Origin of the sequence: Pseudomonas sp. MWU12-2037 (genome assembly GCF_023242345.1) — a bacterium.
GTDB lineage: Bacteria > Pseudomonadota > Gammaproteobacteria > Pseudomonadales > Pseudomonadaceae > Aquipseudomonas > Aquipseudomonas gingeri_D.
In genome coordinates this window covers 530,397-548,737 of sequence record NZ_JALLIZ010000003.1, presented here as the reverse complement: position 1 = coordinate 548,737, position 18,341 = coordinate 530,397, and the positions used below count along the sequence as shown (strand labels likewise).

Sequence of the window (18,341 nt, the reverse complement as noted above, 5' to 3'; positions counted from 1 at the left end):
AGTAGAAGTTCCCGATTTTGCTGACACGCCCTCCGGTGGCGGGTCTGGCCACAGAATTTCTTGACGACCATAGAGCATTGGAACCACCTGATCCCATCCCGAACTCAGCAGTGAAACGATGCATCGCCGATGGTAGTGTGGGGTTTCCCCATGTGAGAGTAGGTCATCGTCAAGATTGAATTCCGAAACCCCCGTCTGCTCACGCAGATGGGGGTTTTGTTTTTGGGCTGAAAAAAGCCACGAGACATTTCTTGAAATGAGTTAAGTTTTCGCTCCATGGTGCCGACAGCATGGTGAGCAATGCGTGCACCAAAGTAGAGCAGTCACAGAACGCTGCCTACGTACACAACGAGTGTTGTACCCGCACGCATCCCCACTATCGGCATAGAAGTCTATGAAATGAATCTTAAATTCAGCCATAAAATCCTTTTGGCCGCCTCTGGTGTCGTGGTTCTCGCCTTTGCGCTGTTCACGCTGTACAACGACTATCTACAGCGCAGTACCATCCGGCAGAATCTCGAGTCCTCCGTCCAGCAAGCCGGTGACCTGACCGCCAGCAGCGTGCAGAACTGGTTGGGCGGGCGGATCCTGGTACTGGAGAACCTGGCGCAGAACCTGGCCCATCAGGGCAGCAAGGCCGATTACCCGGGCCTGGTCGATCAACCGGCATTGACCTCCAACTTCCAGTTCACCTATGTCGGTCAGACCGATGGCACCTTCACCCAGCGTCCTGACGCGAAGATGCCCGACGGCTACGATCCACGTCAGCGCCCCTGGTACAAATCCGCTGTCGTGGCGGACAAGACCATGCTCACTCCGCCCTATATGGCCTCGGTCGGCGGCCTGGTGGTGACCATCGCCCTGCCGGTGAAGAGCAACGGGCAATTGCTCGGTGTGGTGGGGGGTGACCTGAGCCTGGAGACCCTGGTGAAGATCATCAACTCGGTGGACTTCGGCGGTATTGGCCAGGCCTTCCTGGTCAGCGGCGACGGGCAGGTGATCGTCAGTCCTGACAAAGACCAGGTGATGAAGAACCTCAAGGACCTCTACCCGAACTCCGGGCTGCGGATTACCAAGGGCATCCAGGAAGTCACCCTGAACAACCAGGAACGGATTATCTCGTTCACGCCGGTGGTGGGCCTGCCTTCGGCGGACTGGTATATCGGTCTGTCCATCGACCGGGACAAGGCCTACGCGCCACTGAGCAAGTTCCGGACTTCGGCGTTGATCGCGATGTTGATTGCCGTGGTGGCGATCGCGGTGTTGCTGACCCTGTTGATCCAGTTCCTGATGCGTCCGTTGACCACCATGGGTCGCGCGATGCAGGACATCGCCCAGGGCGAGGGCGACCTGACCCGCCGCCTGAGCATCGAGAACCGGGACGAGTTCGGCGAGCTCGCCGGTTCCTTCAACCAGTTCGTCGAGCGCATCCACGCCTCCATCAGTGAAGTATCCTCGGCCACGCGCCAGGTGCACGACCTGTCCCAGCGGGTGATGAACTCCTCGAATGCCTCGATCATCGGTTCCGATGAGCAGAGCGCGCGGACCAACAGCGTGGCGGCGGCCATCAACGAGCTGGGGGCGGCCACCCAGGAGATCGCCCGCAACGCCGCCGATGCTTCGCAACACGCCAGTGGCGCCAGCGAGCAGGCGGACGACGGGCGTCAGGTGGTGGAAAAAACCATCCTGGCGATGACCGAGCTGTCGCAGAAGATCAGCCTGTCCTGCACCCAGATCGAAACGCTGAACGCCAGCACCGATAACATCGGGCACATTCTTGATGTGATCAAGGGCATCTCCCAGCAGACCAACCTGCTGGCCCTCAACGCGGCGATTGAAGCGGCGCGGGCGGGGGAGGCGGGACGCGGGTTTGCCGTGGTGGCCGATGAGGTGCGTAACCTGGCCCACCGGACCCAGGAATCGGCGGAGGAAATCCACAAGATGATCACCTCGCTGCAGGTCGGTTCGCGGGAAGCGGTGACGACCATGAACGCCAGCCAGGTGTCCAGCGAAGAGAGCGTTGAAGTCGCCAACCAGGCCGGTGCCCGTCTGGTCAGCGTGACCCAGCGGATTACCGAGATCGACGGGATGAACCAGTCGGTGGCGGCCGCGACCGAGGAGCAGACCGCGGTGGTGGAAACCCTCAACGTCGATATCAACCAGATCAACCTGCTGAACCAGCAGGGTGTGGCCAACCTGAATGAAACCTTGAAGGATTGCGATGCCTTGGCGCAGCAGGCCGGACGGTTGAAGCAGTTGGTGGACAGTTTCAGGATCTGATAGCCGGGCTTGTCTGCGAGGCTTTTGGCGGTCTTGAGGCCGCCTTCGCGGGCAAGCCCTGCTCCTACAGGTTTATGTCGTACACGAAATCTGTGATTGACGCTGTACTGTAGGAGCAGGGCTTGCCCGCGAAGAGGCCCTCAAGAACGCCAAAGCCCAATCAGCTCAACAACGTCCGCACATTGTTCATCGCATCATCGGCAAACCCCTGAACAAAACTGCGGAACCCCGGCAGCGCCTCCTCACCACCACTGGCCGGTTCGGCAATGATGGTCCAGGTTGCGCGGCTGCGGTCCGCATCCAGCGCCTCGACCGTCATCGACGCCCACAGCTGGCCAACCCCCAGGGTGTTGTAGATCGTCGTCCAGGTCATCCGCCGTGCCTGCTCGTCCCGCGAGTTGAGCTGCTCGACCACCAGGTTACCGTCCTTGAAGAACTTCTTGCGCAGCGAGCCGACGCCTTCACCGGTGATCTCGATGCGCTCCAGCGCCGTGATAAACGCCGCAAAGCCACCGAAATCGCCGACCACGGCCCAGACCGTAGCGGCGTCGCGGGCCACTTCCACCGATGAAATCACCGGGCTGCCTTGTGGATTGCGGATCAGGCTATCGGGTTGCAGGTTATTCATGATGTAACTCCTTGTGGGTGGGGGGTGAATCAGATGAATTGAATCTGTTTGAGGTAGTCGCAGCCCTTGCGCAGCAGCGCCGGGGTCTTGGCCGGGTATTGCTCGCCCATCTCGCGCACGGCTGCGGCGGCATGGGCATGGCCGATGGCCGAGATATCGCCGATGTCCTCTTCGAAACCGTTGAGGTAGAAACCGAGGACTTCGAACAGCGCATTGTTGCTGTCGACCCGGTGTAACTGGCGCTGCCAGTCGGCGACACTGACCAGCTGGAAGTCATGGCCGGCTTCACGGAACGAGGCCATGTAGTCGGCCCAGCTCAGGGGTTGCGGGTTATGCAGGTTGAACACCCCGTGGGCGCTGGTACGTCGGCCATGCATGGCGATGAAGCGGGCGAGGAAGTCCACCGGCATCAGGTCGAAATTGAGCTCCAGGGCGGGCACCTGGCCCAACTGCAGCGAGCCCTTGAGCATCAGCATCAATCGGTTCTTGTGGGGCTGGCTGACCCCGGTGCGGCTGTTGAAGCTGATATTGCCGGGCCGGTAGAGGTTGACCCAGGCGCCTTGCTCGCGGGCCCGTTGCAGGATCCGCTCGCCGACCCACTTGCTCAGGTTGTAGCCGTTGCGGATATAGATCGGCGGTGTCTGGGCCGCCGGTTGCTCGAGCACCCGACCCTCGGCATCGGTACTGCTGGAGGCCGACAGCGTCGAGATGAAGTTGAAGATCTTCTTGCTGCGCCCCTCGCACAGGCGCAGGCATTCGAACAGCGGATCGACGTTATCGGGTGCCAGCGACTCGTAGTCGAGCACGTGGTTGACGTTGGCCGCGTTGTGCACCAGCGCGCCGAACTCGCGATCGATCCGTTCATAGACCGCCGGGGCGAGCCCCAACAGAGGACGGGTCAGGTCGGCGGCATGGACCCGCACCCGGCTCAGATCCAGGTGCTCCAGGCGGTTTTCCCGCAGGGCCCGGGCAAAGCGCTCGGCCGCCGGTTCCGCGGCGCTGTCGCGGACCAGGCAGGCGACCTCGACGGCCCCGCCGGCCAGCAGCGCTTCGACCAGGTGCACGCCGACAAAACTGTTGGCGCCGGTCACCACCACCTTGTTCACATCACCGGTGCGATCAGCGGGCAATACGTTGAGGCCCAGTTCCCGCTCGACATCGATCAGGATCTGCTCGCTCAGGGCCTGGCTGGTAGCCGCGCCACCGACCAGCATCGCCAGGCGGCACAGGGTCGGTTCCTCGATAAAGCGGTTGATGGAGATACCCCGGCCATACTGCTCGCGAATACCCAGCAGCATTTTCGACAACAGGATCGAGTGGCCGCCCAGGTTGAAGAAGCTCTCGTCGGTGGAGATATCTTCGACAGGCAGTTCCAGCAGCTCGGCCCAGAGTTCCAGCAGGCGACTTTCGTCCGCCGTGGCGGGTAACCGGCGGCGGCTGTTTTCGGGCGTCTCCACCGGCAGCTTGAGCAACGCCGCGCGGTCGATCTTGCCGTTGCTGGCCGAAGGCAGGCTGGCCAGCTCGGTGTAGACGGTCGGTTGCATATAGTCCGGCAGGTAGCGCTCGGCATGCTGCCTGAGGGCGTCCTGGCCGCCGGCAGACTGCGGCTGGCTCATAAAGGCCAGCACCCGCCGCCGGGGATCGATGACCACCGCGATCTGGCGGTACAGCCGGCTGTCGCGCAGGCACTGCTCGATCTCCTCCGGCTCGACCCGGAAGCCGCGAATCTTCACCTGGTTGTCCCGGCGCCCGCACAGCTCGATGCCTTCGCTGGTCCACTTGGCCATGTCGCCGGTGCGGTAGGCCCGCAGGCTTTCGCCCTGGCCCAGCGCCAGTTGCAGGTAACTGTCCGCCGTCTTGTCGGGATTGTTCAGGTAACCGAGGCCGACCCCGGGGCCGGCGATATACAACTCGCCGACGGTCTGCTCGGCGACCGGCTGGCGCTGTTCGTCGAGAATCAGCACCTGGCTGTTGGCGATGGCCTGGCCCAGGCTGCGATTGCCGGAGCCGGGCTGGAAGCGCCTGGCGGTGACCAGCACGGTGGTCTCGGTAGGGCCGTAGAGATTGTAGAAATGGCACTGGGTCGAGAGTTTCTCGATGACATCCGGTTCGCACACGTCACCGCCGGTCATCACATGGCTCAGGCCCAGGGGCGTGTCCAGCGGCAGGATACTCAGCAGTGCCGGCGGCAGGAAGGCATGGCTGAGCCGTTGCCCGCGAATCAGCGCCAGCAGTTGCAAGGGATCGCGACGCTGGTCTTCAGTCGGCACCACCAGCGCCGCGCCGCTGACCAGGGTCGGGAAGATGTCGATCAGCGACGAGTCGAAACTCAGGGTGGAGAACTGCAGCACCCGACTGGTTTCGCTGAGCTGCACATAGTCGGCATACCAGGCGGTGAAGTGGCTGAGGTTGTGCTGGCTGAGCAGCACGCCCTTGGGCTGTCCGGTGGTGCCCGAGGTATAGAGCGCCAGGCAGGGTGCCTGGGGGGCGCGTGCCTGGCGCACCAGGGGCTGATCAGTCGGTTTTTGCGCCAGGCCACGGACATCCAGGGCCAGCAGCTGTTCGGCCAGGGAAGATTGTCCGTCATGCAGCAGCAGGCTGGCGCCGGCATCCTTGAGAACGAACAGTTGGCGTTGCAGCGGGTGGCCCGGGTCCAGCGGCAGATACACCGCGCCGGCCCCGAGAATCGCCAGGATGCTGGCGTACAGCGCGGGGCTCTTGTGCTGGCAGAGCCCGATCACCGGCGGTTCGGTGAACGGTCCCAGGGCATCGAGCCGGGCCAGCAGACTTTGCTGGATCGTCCGGCTCAGGTCGTGCAGTTCCCGGTAGGTCAGCGACACCCCGTCCAGGGTCAGCGCGGGGCGTTCGGCGAAACGCAGCAGGCTGCTTTCGATATGCTCGATGACCGACACCTGGGCCAGGGCCAGCAACTCGGGGCGGGCGGTCTGGTTGAGACGGTGTTCGAAAGCCAGCGTCTCAAGCCTGCGCAGATCCTGTTCCGGGTGCTCCGACGCCGATGGCAACGTGGCGGCCTCGGCAAAGTATTCGGCGTCACGGGAATAGCGGCTGACCTGCAAGGCCACCCGCTCCACCAATGCCTGGACTGCGGCGAGGCGTAGCGCCTGGCCGTTTCCGGAGCCGTCCTGATCAACCCCCAGGCGCTGGATCAGGCGGCTCCCGGCATCCTCGACCAGCCGACAAAGCAGGCTGAGTGCGGGCAGGCCCTGGGGCGCCACGGGCCCTTGTTCCAGGCGCAGGGCCAGGTGAATGCAGGCGCCGAGGTCGCGCCGCCAACTGGTGGGCAGCACCAGGCTGCCATCTTCGATCAACAGATCCGCCGCGCCCGGCGGTTGTGCTTCGATGGCCTGTGCGTGACTCAGGCGTTGAATCGAATGACCGTGCTGTTCCAGCTCGCGGAGCAATTCATCCAGCGCCTGGCTGCTGCCGACGAGCAAAAGGGTGAGACGTCTCATGATGATCTCCTTGGCTAGATCAGGTAGTCGCTCAAGGCGTCCTGAACACAGGGCGAATCGAGCAGCGAGCTGTTACGCAGAAAGCGCACGATATTGATCACCAGCGGATGGTGGCGATTGATCGGATACGCCAGCCCCAATGCCTCGCGCCTGAGTTCCTGGCGAATCGCCTCGCTCACCGGCAGGTGCTCGATCACGCGGAAGTCGAAGGCTTTCTGGATGTCGTTGGTCAGGTAATGGACGATGAACACCGGCAGGATCTGCGCGATCAGGTCGCGGTCGTCCTCATTCGCGGTCTGCCAGTAGATCCGCACCAGGCGCGTCCAGAACCCGGCATGCCGGCCTTCGTCGAGCAGGTGGTCGGCCATCAGGCCCTTGATCGAGGGTTTGATCGTGTCGTCCTTGGCAAAGGCCGCGACATCGTTGGTCACGGTGTTTTCCGAGATCGCCACGCAGATCAGCTCCATGGCCGCTTGCAGGTGCTCGGGGGCCATCCCCATGGCCGCCGGGATCGCCCGGCTCAGTTCGATTTCCTCGGGCAGCTCAAGGGGTTCGATGCCGGTCATGGCCACGGTCTGCTGCATGAAGTCCATGGCCACCAGGGCGTGATAGTCCTCGTCCACCACCACGGTCATGGCGTCATAACGACAGGCGAACGGAAAGCGGATCGGGAAGCGCCCCTTGGCAATGCTGCGGGCGGTGCGGTCGACGATATCGGTCTCGAAAATCACCACGTCATTGATGAATTTGTAGAGGCTCTGCAGCAGCACGAAATCCCGCTGCTCCGGACACAGGGTGAGGAAACTCTCGCTGCTGACCAGGGGCTGGCGGCTCAGGGGATAGATCAGCCGATCGTCGTCCTCGAGCAGGCGCCGTGGGCGGGTGCGGATGCTGGCGCGGCTTTCCCAGGCATCGGCGAAGGAGGTGTAGTCGACGGCGTTCATGAGAGGGCCACCTCGACGGCGCGTTCGCTCAGGCTCAGTTGCAAGCCGTCCCACAGCGCCAGGCGGCTGTCCACGGCGGCCAGGGCGGCGCTGTAGATCTCCGCCTCGCGTTGCGGCTGACCGCCCACCAGGCGTTCGAGCAAGTGTTCGGCCGCCGGCCCGTGGTCCTCGGAGTCGACATCGATATGCCGTTGCAGGTAGTAGCGCAACGTCGGGGCCTGGGCGTGATCGATGCCCCACTCATCGAGAATCCGCTGGAACATCTGCGGGATGACACTTTCCCGGCCGTGCAGAAAGGCCGCGGCTACCTGATGCGCCGAGGCGTGGAGGGCGATATCGAGGGTGTTTCTGACAAAGCCGATCACCATCGGCGCGGCGTTCACCGTGCGCAGCGCGGTGTCGACCGTCACGCCTTCACGCAGCAGTTCGATGAAGTGCTCGATGGCGGCCGTGCTGGCGCCCACCTCGCGCATGGCTTCCAGATACAACTCGAAGTGGCTGCAATGGCCGGGGCCTTCGCGTTGGTCCGATTCCTCGCCAAGGACAATTTCATTGATCAGGCGTGCGGCCTGGGGGTCCCTGGGCGGCAGCCAGGGCAAAGTGGTACAGGTCAGTTCCTGTTGCAAGCGCTTGGTCAACGACATGAAGTCCCAGACCGCAAAGACATGGACTTCCATGAACCGTCGAAGGAGTGAAAGTGAATGAATCTCACTGAATACAGGATGTTGGGTCAGTTGTTCTTTACGGGCGTCGAGAAGGTGCTTTAGTGCGCTCATTAATATTCACCACGTGTCTGCGAAGTTGAAAGGGCTGTGACAGGTTGCACGGTGTTTTCTATACGGTATGGCGGTGTCACGGTGTTGCATTGGCTAACGGGCGGACGAACAGAGTCCTCAATAAGAAATTGAAAGTATCGAGAGGGATCACGGCGTATTTAACGTACGCCAAAGTGTCATCGTGCAAGCGTTTTGAGCGTATTTTGTTTGGTGTTGCCGGGCGCCTATGTCTAGGCTGGCTAAGGCCTTGGCGACAGGGGTTGCCCGAAAGCCATTAAAAATTAATACAAATAATCAGCGCGGATCAAGTTATTTTTAGAACAATTGTAAGTGGCACTTTTTAATAGATGAGTGTCCCCGATAACACTGGCGATGCCGTGTTTTTAGGGGTGAGAGTGCCCCTTCCGAATAATAACGATCAGAATTTAAATGAATGATGGAATGCCTCATTCAACTGGCTCTCAATGGGATGGATTAATAGTTTGATAGGCGTGGCCGAGACACGGCTGATCCGTACTTCCGGCGCGTGGAAGTGCTCCTTGGTTGAGTGATGTAATCCGAAAGTTGCATGCGCAGAGCCGTACGTCGCTCGTCAATTGATTATCGGTGAGCAAGCCTGTGCCCAAACGGACAGTTCTGCTATCGCCGGAAGAGGCGAAACCTGTCCGAAGCGGTGAATAGATAGGGTCATCCCGCGTGGCAGGGCGTGCGCCCACGACCTTTTTCACAAATCATGGAAAACAGCTGATGGCAGCTTGTCGGCGGTGTTGTTATCGCTCACCGACAACCCGTCTCATCAGCCTGTGGGCTGCCATGCACATCGGTAGAACAGCAGACCCCGGGCCCAACAGGCGTATCGGCTCAGGGGTCAAGACCGGGCCTGGGCCAGATAACGCAGAATCACTTCAATGCCGCGTTGCAGGTGGTGTCGCAGATTCTCCACGCACACCTCGATCTCGCCGGCCCGAGCAGCGCTGAGAAGGGCGCGATGGTCATCCTGGGAGAGTTTGCCCAGCCCCATGGCGGACAGGTTGAAACGCAGGAAGCGTTCTTCTTCCACCAGGCCCTGCTTGATCAGCTTCAACAGTTTGTGATTGGGGGCCTTGCTGTAGAGCCCCATGTGGAACAGGCGATTGAGCCGTCCGACCTGGGTATAGTCCTGTTCGGTTTCCAGCAGATCGATATAGGCCTCGATCTGCTTGAAGTCGTTGTCATCGAGCAGGGGCACCGACAGGCGCAGGGCCTCGGTCTCCAGGAGGATCCGCAAGTCGTAGGCTTCGATGGAATTATCGACGATCAAAGGGGCAACCACGGCCCCCTTGTGATGCACCACATTCAGGAGTTCCTGGGCTTCGAGCTGGCGCAGGGCTTCACGCACGGGCATGCGGCTGACGCCGAACAGCGTCGCCAGTTCCTGTTGGCGCAAGGCCAGGCCACAGGGAAGACGCCCGTCCAGGATGGCGTTGCGCAAGGTCTCCTCAATCACCGCCCGGGCCAGATGGGCGGGTATGGGTCCATTGACGTGAACGCTGTTCAAGGGATTCGGTTTTTCCGCCACGCGACTACTCTGTTTTGAACAAGGTTGAAGGGTGATCCGATGGCACACTAGAAGCTGCCCGGGTGCTTGTCAAACCGTCCATTCTCTGCGCCTGAGGCACGCGATAACGGATGATTGCATGGTGCCATTCTCTTTCACCAGCCCTCACTGAAACTATCAATCGATTCCCAAGTGGCTGTAGGGACTCGCCCTCTTGGCGATGCGTATTGCTTCCCGCGGCTCCAGTGTTTTGCACAAGGTTCCAGAACCCGGGTTTTCAAGGTATCCGGATGTGTCGGAGAGGTCCTCGGGGCGCGTGAAAAAATCATCGCCTCTCACCGGCTCGGCGCCGGGGCGCTTATGAAAAAGGCCCTATTGATATTCCTTAATAGTATTTAAGTTATCTCTCTTATATCTATATCGTCATATTTCTGCGTGCTCACCGACCCTTGGGTGGGCCGTATGAACTGAACCCACACGCGACCCGCGTGAGTGTCTGATCACCAAGTGCACCTCTGAGCGTGCCCTGCGCAGGAGTCCTTCCATGTCCCTGGCTTCTTCCGTTTCGACCACCGCTGATGCCCCGGCACAGCACTTCGACGTCCGCCCCTTTGATGGATCGGTGGGCGCTGAAATCGTCGGCCTCGACTTGAGCCAGGCGCTCAATGCCGAGGACTTTGCGCGCATTCACCGTGCGCACCTGGATCACCCTGTGGTGGTGTTCCGCGACCAGCGCATCAGTCCCGAACAGCAGATCGCCTTCAGCCGTCGGTTTGGCGTGTTGCAGATTCATGTGCTCAAGCAATTCCTGCTGGCGGGGCACCCGGAGATCCTGATCGTTTCCAACATCGTCGAAAACGGCCAGAACATCGGCCTGGGCGATGCGGGCAAGTTCTGGCATTCCGATCTCTCCTATAAGGAGCTGCCGAGCCTCGGTTCGATGCTGCACGCCCAGGAGCTGCCATCCGAAGGCGGCGACACCCTGTTTGCCGACCAGCACAAGGCCTGGGACAGCTTGCCCGAGGCCCTGCGCAAGGCGATCGAAGGCCGTTCGGCGGCGCACTCCTACACGGCGCGTTACAGCGAGACCAAATTCGAAGGCAACTGGCGGCCGACCCTGACCCCTGAACAACTGGCCCAGGTCGCCGAGGTGGTGCATCCCATCGTGCGTACCCACCCGGAAACCGGACGCAAGGGGTTGTTCGTCAGCGAGGGTTTCACCACGCGGATTGTCGGCCTGCCGGAAGACGAAAGCCGCCAGCTGCTGAGCGAGCTGTATGCCCACAGCGTGTTGCCGGAAAACATCTACCGCCATCAGTGGCAGCCCCACGACCTGGTGTTCTGGGATAACCGTTCGCTGGTGCACCTGGCTGCCGGTTGCCCGAGTTACCTGCGGCGCAAGCTCTACCGCACCACCATCCAGGGCGATGCCCCGTTCTGATCCGATCGCTTCAAGGAGCATCCCCATGCCTGCACCCTTTGCGTTGTGGCCGAAACTCGGCCGTCTCACCACCGCCGTCGGCCTCGGCTTGAGCCTGTTGGCCGGCAGCCTGCTGGCGCCTGCCACGGCCCAGGCCGAGGGCGAGATCCGCGTCGCCGAACAGTTCGGCATCGTCTACCTGTTGCTCAACGTGGTCCGCGACCAGCACCTGATCGAGAAATACGGCAAGGCCGAAGGCATCGATATCAAGGTCGACTGGACCCAGCTGTCCGGCGGCGCGGCGATCAATGACGCGCTGCTTTCCGGCTCGGTGGATATCGCCGGTGCGGGTGTCGGGCCCTTGCTGACCATCTGGGATCGCACCTATGGCAAGCAGAACGTCAAGGCGGTCGCTTCCCTGGGCAACTTTCCCTACTACCTGGTGAGCAACAACCCGAAGGTCAAGACCATCGCCGACTTCACCGACCAGGACCGCATCGCCTTGCCGGCGGTTGGCGTTTCCGTGCAGTCGCGCTTCCTGCAATACGCCGCGGCCAAGCAGTGGGGCGACAAGGAATTCAATCGCCTGGACAAATACACCGTCGCCGTCCCGCATCCCGACGCCACGGCGGCGCTGATCGCCGGCGGCACCGAATTGACCGGGCACTTCTCCAACCCGCCGTTCCAGGAACAGGCGCTGGAAAACCCCAACGTGCATGTGGTGCTCAACAGCTACGACCTGCTCGGGCCGAACTCGCCGACGGTGTTGTTCGCCACGGAGAAATTCCGCAACGACAACCCGAAAACCTACAAGGCTTTCGTTGACGCCCTGGCCGAAGCGGCCGAGTTCGCGCAGAAGGACAAAGGCGCGGCGGCGGACACCTACCTGCGGGTGACCAAGGCCAAGATCGACCGTGCGGCGCTGCTGAAAATCATCGACAACCCGCAGTTCGAATTCAGCGTGACGCCGAAGAACACCTACCCCCTGGCCGAGTTCCTCTATCGTGTGGGCGCCATCAAGCACAAGCCGGAATCGTGGAAGGACTACTTCTTCGAGGACGCCAAACTGTTGCAGGGGAGCTGACCGACATGAATGCCCCCTTGCAAGGCCACACGGCCAGCAACCCGAGCGTCGCCACCCCGGCGTTGCTGGCGGTCGACCAGGTCAGCCTGGAATACCGCACGCCGGCGCGGGTGGTGCGGGCGACGCATCAGGTCAGTTTTGAAGTCGACCGTGAAGATCGTTTTGTGCTGCTCGGGCCTTCGGGCTGTGGCAAGTCGACCTTGCTCAAGGCGGTAGCCGGGTTTCTCCGGCCCTGTGAAGGCGAGATCCGCCTGCAAGGCCAGGCCGTCACCGAGCCGGGCCCGGACCGTATCGTGGTGTGCCAGGAATTCGACCAGTTGCCGCCCTGGAAAACCGTCAAGCAGAACGTGATGTTTCCGCTGCTGGCGTCCGGCAGCCTCAAGCGTCGGGAGGCGGAGGAGCGGGCGCTGCATTATCTGGAGAAGGTCGGGTTGTCGGCCTTTGCCGATGCCTATCCGCACACCTTGTCCGGCGGTATGAAAGCCCGGGTGGCGATTGCCCGGGCCCTGGCGATGCAACCCAAAGTCCTGCTGATGGACGAGCCCTTCGCCGCCCTCGACGCCTTGACCCGGCGCAAGATGCAGGAGGAGTTGCTGCAGCTCTGGGAGGAGGTGCGCTTCACCCTGCTGTTCGTCACCCACTCGATTGAAGAGGCGCTGGTGGTGGGCAACCGCATTCTGCTGTTGTCACCCCATCCGGGTCGGGTACGGGCGGAGATCCACAGCCATCAGTACAACCTGCACAGCCTGGGCGGCGTCGAGTTCCAGGCGTCGGCGCGACGGATCCACCGGCTGCTGTTCGACGAAACCCCGCAGGCTGAAACCGAACTGAATTTCGCCGATATCCGCATCGCCTATTGAGCGGCTGGAGGAATGCCCGATGAGTCTTTCATCCCCTGTGCGTGAAGAATATGAAGTGGTCCTGGAGCCGTTGCTCGAGGTCCCGCTGGAGCGCGAACTGCCTCTGGGGCAACGGTTGTGGCAACAGGGCTGGTTACGCAAGAGCCTGATCCTGATCTTGCTGGCGGTGCTTTGGGAGGCCGCGGCGCGGTATCAGAACAACGATCTGTTGCTGCCGAGTTTTCTGCAGACGACGAGTGCGTTGTACGACGGCCTGATCAGTGGTGAGTTGCTGAGCAAGGTCGGGATTTCCCTGGTGGTGCTGCTCAAGGGCTATGTGCTGGGGATCGTCCTGGCGTTCGCCTTGACCACATTGGCGGTGTCGACCCAGTTTGGACGGGACCTGCTGAGTACCCTGACGTCGATGTTCAACCCGTTGCCGGCGATTGCGTTGCTGCCGCTGGCGTTGCTCTGGTTCGGATTGGGGCAGAACAGTTTGATTTTCGTGCTGGTGCACTCGGTGCTCTGGGCGTTGGCGCTGAATACCTATGCCGGGTTTCTCGGGGTGTCGGAGACCTTGCGCATGGCGGGGCGTAATTATGGTTTGAAGGGTTTGCGTTTTGTGCTGTTCATCCTGATTCCGGCGGCGTTGCCGTCGATTCTCGCGGGGTTGAAGATCGGCTGGGCGTTTGCCTGGCGCACCCTGATCGCGGCCGAATTGGTGTTCGGCGCCACCAGCGGCAAGGGCGGGTTGGGCTGGTACATCTTCCAGAACCGCAACGAGCTCTACACCGACAAGGTATTTGCTGGCCTGGCGGTGGTGATCCTGATCGGCCTGCTGGTGGAGAACCTGGTGTTCGACACCCTGGAGCGAATCACGGTGAAGCGTTGGGGGATGCAGCGCTATAGCTAATGAGAATGCTTTTGAGAACGCCTACGTCGCGGGGTCGCGACGAAGATATTACATCTGTCCTTTGGGGTTCTTTGATGCGGGTCAATAGTCCGATGATCGGATGGAGGCATATTGATATTAGTGTTTACATGACGACCTTACTACTGTCGCGCATCGATAGGGAGGGCCATTCAACCCCCCTCTGATCTCTGCAAGAGTGGGGCGGCGATCAACAAAGTCCTGAAGCACCGGGAAGGAGCCCGACACCGTGTTTGTCTTCCTTCCCGTGAGTGGGCTACCGCCATGCCTGACATTCAGGATCTTTCCCAGGTTTTCATCCAGACCCTAGAGCAGAGCATCGACAGTGTTGTGGTCATTGATAGCCAGAACAGGGTCATCCTGTTCAACGCTGCCGCCGAAGCCTTGTGGGGGTACAGCCGGGAGGAGGTGATCGGGCAGAACGTCAGTATCCTGGTGCCACAGTTGATCCGTGCGGAGCACGACGGCTACATCGATGCCAATCGTCGCAGCGGCCTCAACAAGATCGTCGGCACCAGTCGCGACGTGCTGATCGAGCGCAAAGACGGCGCCCGGCGTTGGGGGGCGATGTCCATCTCCAAGGTCAAGAGCGACGGCCAGTTGATGTACACCGCCTTCATCAAGGACATCACGGTCCAGCATGAAGAGCGCGAACGCCTGTATCTACTGTCACTGGTGGTCGACAGCACCGAAAACGCAATCATCGTCACGGATGCCCAATGGCAGATCCGCTACGTCAACGGTGGGTTCACCGAGATGTTCGGCTATGACGAAGCCGCCGTGGTGGGACGAACGCCCATCAGCCTGATTGCCCCCTATTTCGAGGTGGGAGATATCGCCGCCATCCGTGCTCAGTTGGGGCGCGGTGAGGCATATCACTCACAGGAATTCGGTTATCGCCATGATGGCCGTCGTGTCTGGTGCAATGTCACTACCTATCCGGTGCTCGATAGCCTCGGTCACCTGACCCATACCGTCAGCGTGCTGATTGACGTGACTCATTCGCGAATGCCGGAAGTCCTGCGGCACAAAGTGCTCGAAGCGATGGTTCGAGAGGAATCACTGGCGGCCTTGATGATGTTGGTCTGCCGTGAAGTCGAGCGGATTGCCCCTGACGTGATTGCTTCGATTCTGCGGGTGGACGAAGGGGGCACCTTGCACCCCCTGGCCGCCCCCAGCTTGCCTGAACATTACTCCAATGCGTTGGATGGCTTGCGCATCGGGCCGCAAGTGGGGTCTTGCGGTACGGCGGCGTTCAGCGGTGAGCCGGTGGTTGTGGCGGACATTGCTCATCACCCGTTCTGGGAAGGTTTTCGCGACAAGGTGATTCCGTTGGGGCTCAAGGCCTGTTGGTCGACGCCGATCAAATCCAGTTCTGGCCGGGTGCTCGGGACCTTCGCGTTCTACTACCGGGAGAGGCGCGAGCCGAGCCCGCTGGATCAACTGCTGGTGAATGCCACGATCCACCTCTGCGCGCTGGCCCTGGAGCGCGAAGAGTCCCGCGCGCATATTCGTCAGTTGGCGTTTTACGATGACCTGACCGGGCTGCCCAATCGCAATATGCTGCACGCCAAGGCCGACCAGGCGATTGCCGATTCGGTGCGGAGCAAGAGCAGCCTGGCCGTGGTCTTCATTGACCTGGACCGCTTCAAGCAGGTCAACGACTCCCTTGGGCATGCGGCGGGCGATGAGTTCCTGTGCATGATCGCCCGGCGTTTGCAGGAGCGGCGACGCAAGCAGGATATTGTCTGTCGGCTGTCCGGCGATGAGTTTGTGCTGGTATTGCCGCAATGCTCGCTGGAGCAAGTGACCGATCTTCTCGTCAGTCTCAAAAGCTGCCTGAGCGTCCCGTGCCAGATCGCCGGGGTGACCCTCAAGCCGTCCGCCAGCATTGGCGTCAGTATGTTTCCCGAGGATGGCCGGACCATGGAGGTCCTGCTGCAACGGGCCGACATTGCCATGTACCAGGCCAAGACCAGCGCACGGGGCAGCGTCAGTTTCTTCAGTCACGGGCTGGATCAGATGGCCAAGGGGCGGCTGAGCCTGGAAACCGCTCTGCGTGAGGCGATTGATCGCAAACAGCTGCATCTGGTGTATCAGCCGCAGGTCGATCTCAACCATCAGGACCTGTGCGGCATCGAGGCCTTGGCGCGTTGGAATCATCCGCAATTCGGCGAGGTATCACCCTGCACATTCATTCCCATGGCCGAGGAGTGCGGCCTGATCGGCGAGTTCGGCCAATGGTCGGTGCGTGAGGCTTGTCGGCAGCTGGCGAGCTGGCGTCGTCAGCACCTGAAGGTGCCGAGCATTTCGGTGAATCTCTCACCGACCAATTTCCACAACCGTGATCTGCCACGTTTTATCAGTCGGGCCTTGTCGCAGAACGGACTGGTGGCGGCGGACCTGACGGTGGAGATCACCGAGAGTGTGTTGATGGACAACAACCCGGATACCTTGTGCACGATCGATGAGATTCATGCCCTTGGGGTCCGTCTGGCCATGGATGACTTCGGCACGGGCTATTCGAGTTTGAGCTACCTGCGGCGCTTGCCGATCCAGGAGCTCAAGCTCGATCGCAGTTTTGTCCACGACCTGGAAACCGACGAGACCAGCCAGGCCCTGAGCGAGGCTGTGATTCGTATCGGCGAGAGCCTGGAGTTGCGGGTGGTGGCCGAGGGGGTGGAAACCCTGGCCCAGCAAAGGATTCTCCAGGCCCAGGGCTATGAGGTGGCGCAGGGGTTTCTGATTTCAAAGCCGATGCGGGCGGCCGAGCTGGGTGCCTGGCTGGAGAGTTTTCGGCTGAATGCCTGATGTTCCATTAGTCGCGGCCTCTGGTGCGTTGATATACATCCGCTGATTTTGTGGTGCCTGTGCTGCCGCCTTCGCGGGCAAGCTCCGCTCCCACAGTAAATCTCGCGTCGAGCCTGGAGTTTGCGTGCGACCTGGAACTACTGTGGGAGCGGAGCTTGCCCGCGAAGGCGTCTTCAGCAACACCGCAGGCCCTGGATCAGCCCGTAGTCCCCATTGTCGACGTCTCATCAATCACCGAGTCCACCCACGACTGCGCCAACTCGATCAGATGCACCGTCCCCATCGCCAACTTGCGCTTCGCCCCGTCGAGTTGGTCGGCGGACTCGTAAGCCGTGGCCGCCGCCGATTGTAGGATCGACAGCGCGTTGACCAGCTTGTCTTCTACGCTGAGTAACGACGGGATACGAGTGGGCGAGGGCGAGAAGGTTGGGTGAGGTCTGAGTGGGTCTTCGCTCAGCGGCAGCCCGTAGTGCGCAAAAGCGCGTTCGGCAGCGGCATCGAAATGAGGTTTTCCGGTCTTTGCGCGACGTGATGCCGGGAAAGTGATCGGCGGGTCGGGTGTAAGTCTTTTATCCATGGTCCAGCTCCTACATGTACGTAATGAGGGGCCATCGATTGCCGTTCTCACGCGGCAAAGGGTGGCAGCTGTACACAGGGTGAGAATACCGGACAGTAGGCAACCGGCCAGACCGAAGTCTGCCTGCGCACAGCCGCCATGAAGCGTTTTCTGATGAAAAGGCGTTCGTAACGAAAGTGGCGCTGATGCGCTTACTGAGCACGGGTTCTCACGCCCGATCGCTGATTTTGCAGCGATAGGACGAAGACTAGTGACCGCTTCCAGCAGGCGCAAGGCGAAAGGATTTTCTAGGAAACTTCAGGCAAGGGAAAGGGAATTGTCCGGTAATCAGGGGTTCTGCAAAAACACCACATACCCCCGAAACCACTCATTTCCCTGCAAATATCCCGGCGCCTGCCATTCGCCGCCCTGGATCAAACCGATCTTGAACGGCACGCCCAGCCGGTTCATCCGTGGCAGATACGCGGCGTAATCGGGAATGCTGTGCCGCCCCTGATACGTCTGCACCACCACCTCATCCACCACGCCCTTGAGTTGGGCGATGGCCGCCGGGTCGGCATTGCTGCTCCAGTCCATCAGTCCGGTGATGCTCAGGCGCAAGTTCGCGGGCAGCCGCTGGCGCAGGTCGCGCAGAAAAGCGGCATATTCGTCGAGATAGCGGGTGCGGGCATCGAAGTCGATCTGGATGCCGACCACCGGATTGCCCGCTTGTTGCCAGCGTTTCACCTGGCCGAGCAACTGCTGATAGACCGACTCCGGCCAACGCAGGGTGTGGGCGCGATAGACCACCCAGACCTCGCCCCGGGTCAGGCGTGGAATGGCAATGCCCTGGGCGATAAAGTTGACCGTCCGCTGCGGCGAGCGCCGCGACTCGCTGACCTGGCCTTGCAGGATGTACAGGCTCTTGGCCTGGCTCAGCACCGGCTGCGGGGCGACGCCGCTCCACAGCCAGAAACTGTCGTAGTCCCGCGCATCGACCGCCGCCCGGGCATCGGCCAACGCCAGCAGCCCGGCCAGCAACAGCCAGCGCCAGCGACCCAC

General features: G+C 61.2%; 13 protein-coding genes and 1 rRNA gene. 7 read left to right on the top strand and 7 right to left on the bottom strand.

Annotated features, from left to right (window positions below; all coding sequences use genetic code 11):
• Positions 1-59 precede the first annotated feature (59 nt).
• Together rrf and M5B42_RS08275 are read left to right on the top strand one after the other, a co-directional pair.
• A 5S ribosomal RNA gene (rrf, locus tag M5B42_RS08280) occupies positions 60-175 on the top strand.
• 224 nt (positions 176-399) lie between these two features.
• Positions 400-2,280: a methyl-accepting chemotaxis protein gene (locus M5B42_RS08275; RefSeq protein ID WP_248745512.1), complete on the top strand. Its 1,881-nt coding sequence runs from the start codon at positions 400-402 to the stop codon at positions 2,278-2,280.
• Between the two features lie 160 nt (positions 2,281-2,440).
• Here the strand turns inward: M5B42_RS08275 and M5B42_RS08270 are convergent, their stop codons facing one another.
• From M5B42_RS08270 to M5B42_RS08250, 5 genes are all read right to left on the bottom strand, one after another.
• Entirely contained in the window at positions 2,441-2,908 is a 468-nt protein-coding gene (locus M5B42_RS08270) for an SRPBCC family protein (protein WP_248745511.1), read from the bottom strand.
• A gap of 29 nt (positions 2,909-2,937) precedes the next feature.
• On the bottom strand, positions 2,938-6,381 hold the full coding sequence (locus tag M5B42_RS08265; RefSeq protein WP_248745510.1) for an amino acid adenylation domain-containing protein: 3,444 nt from the start codon (positions 6,379-6,381) through the stop codon (positions 2,938-2,940).
• Between the two features lie 14 nt (positions 6,382-6,395).
• Positions 6,396-7,325, bottom strand: coding sequence for a diiron oxygenase (locus M5B42_RS08260; RefSeq protein WP_248745509.1), 930 nt, complete (start codon positions 7,323-7,325; stop codon positions 6,396-6,398).
• Complete coding sequence (locus tag M5B42_RS08255) at positions 7,322-8,101, bottom strand: DUF3050 domain-containing protein (protein WP_103499533.1); 780 nt, start codon at positions 8,099-8,101, stop codon at positions 7,322-7,324. The genes M5B42_RS08260 and M5B42_RS08255 overlap by 4 nt, the downstream gene beginning before the upstream one ends.
• An 868-nt stretch (positions 8,102-8,969) precedes the next feature.
• Entirely contained in the window at positions 8,970-9,659 is a 690-nt protein-coding gene (locus tag M5B42_RS08250; protein WP_248745508.1) for a GntR family transcriptional regulator, read from the bottom strand.
• Positions 9,660-10,182: 523 nt separating this feature from the next.
• Between M5B42_RS08250 and M5B42_RS08245 the strand changes: the two genes are divergently transcribed.
• The 5 genes from M5B42_RS08245 to M5B42_RS08225 all read left to right on the top strand — a co-directional run bounded on the left by M5B42_RS08245 (position 10,183) and on the right by M5B42_RS08225 (position 16,723).
• Positions 10,183-11,079: a TauD/TfdA family dioxygenase gene (locus M5B42_RS08245; RefSeq protein WP_248745507.1), complete on the top strand. Its 897-nt coding sequence runs from the start codon at positions 10,183-10,185 to the stop codon at positions 11,077-11,079.
• A gap of 25 nt (positions 11,080-11,104) precedes the next feature.
• A complete protein-coding gene (locus tag M5B42_RS08240) occupies positions 11,105-12,142 on the top strand; it encodes an ABC transporter substrate-binding protein (RefSeq protein ID WP_152741834.1) in 1,038 nt (345 codons plus the stop codon).
• Positions 12,143-12,147: 5 nt separating this feature from the next.
• Entirely contained in the window at positions 12,148-13,002 is an 855-nt protein-coding gene (locus M5B42_RS08235; RefSeq protein WP_248745506.1) for an ABC transporter ATP-binding protein, read from the top strand.
• A 19-nt stretch (positions 13,003-13,021) separates the two neighbouring features.
• A complete protein-coding gene (locus M5B42_RS08230) occupies positions 13,022-13,894 on the top strand; it encodes an ABC transporter permease (RefSeq protein ID WP_103499538.1) in 873 nt (290 codons plus the stop codon).
• A gap of 282 nt (positions 13,895-14,176) precedes the next feature.
• Entirely contained in the window at positions 14,177-16,723 is a 2,547-nt protein-coding gene (locus M5B42_RS08225; protein ID WP_103499539.1) for an EAL domain-containing protein, read from the top strand.
• A gap of 196 nt (positions 16,724-16,919) precedes the next feature.
• Here M5B42_RS08225 and M5B42_RS08220 read toward each other — a convergent pair whose 3' ends face one another.
• On the bottom strand, positions 16,920-17,300 hold the full coding sequence (locus tag M5B42_RS08220; RefSeq protein WP_248745505.1) for a hypothetical protein: 381 nt from the start codon (positions 17,298-17,300) through the stop codon (positions 16,920-16,922).
• A 327-nt stretch (positions 17,301-17,627) separates the two neighbouring features.
• On the bottom strand, positions 17,628-18,341 hold the full coding sequence (locus M5B42_RS08215) for a DUF3142 domain-containing protein (protein ID WP_248745504.1): 714 nt from the start codon (positions 18,339-18,341) through the stop codon (positions 17,628-17,630).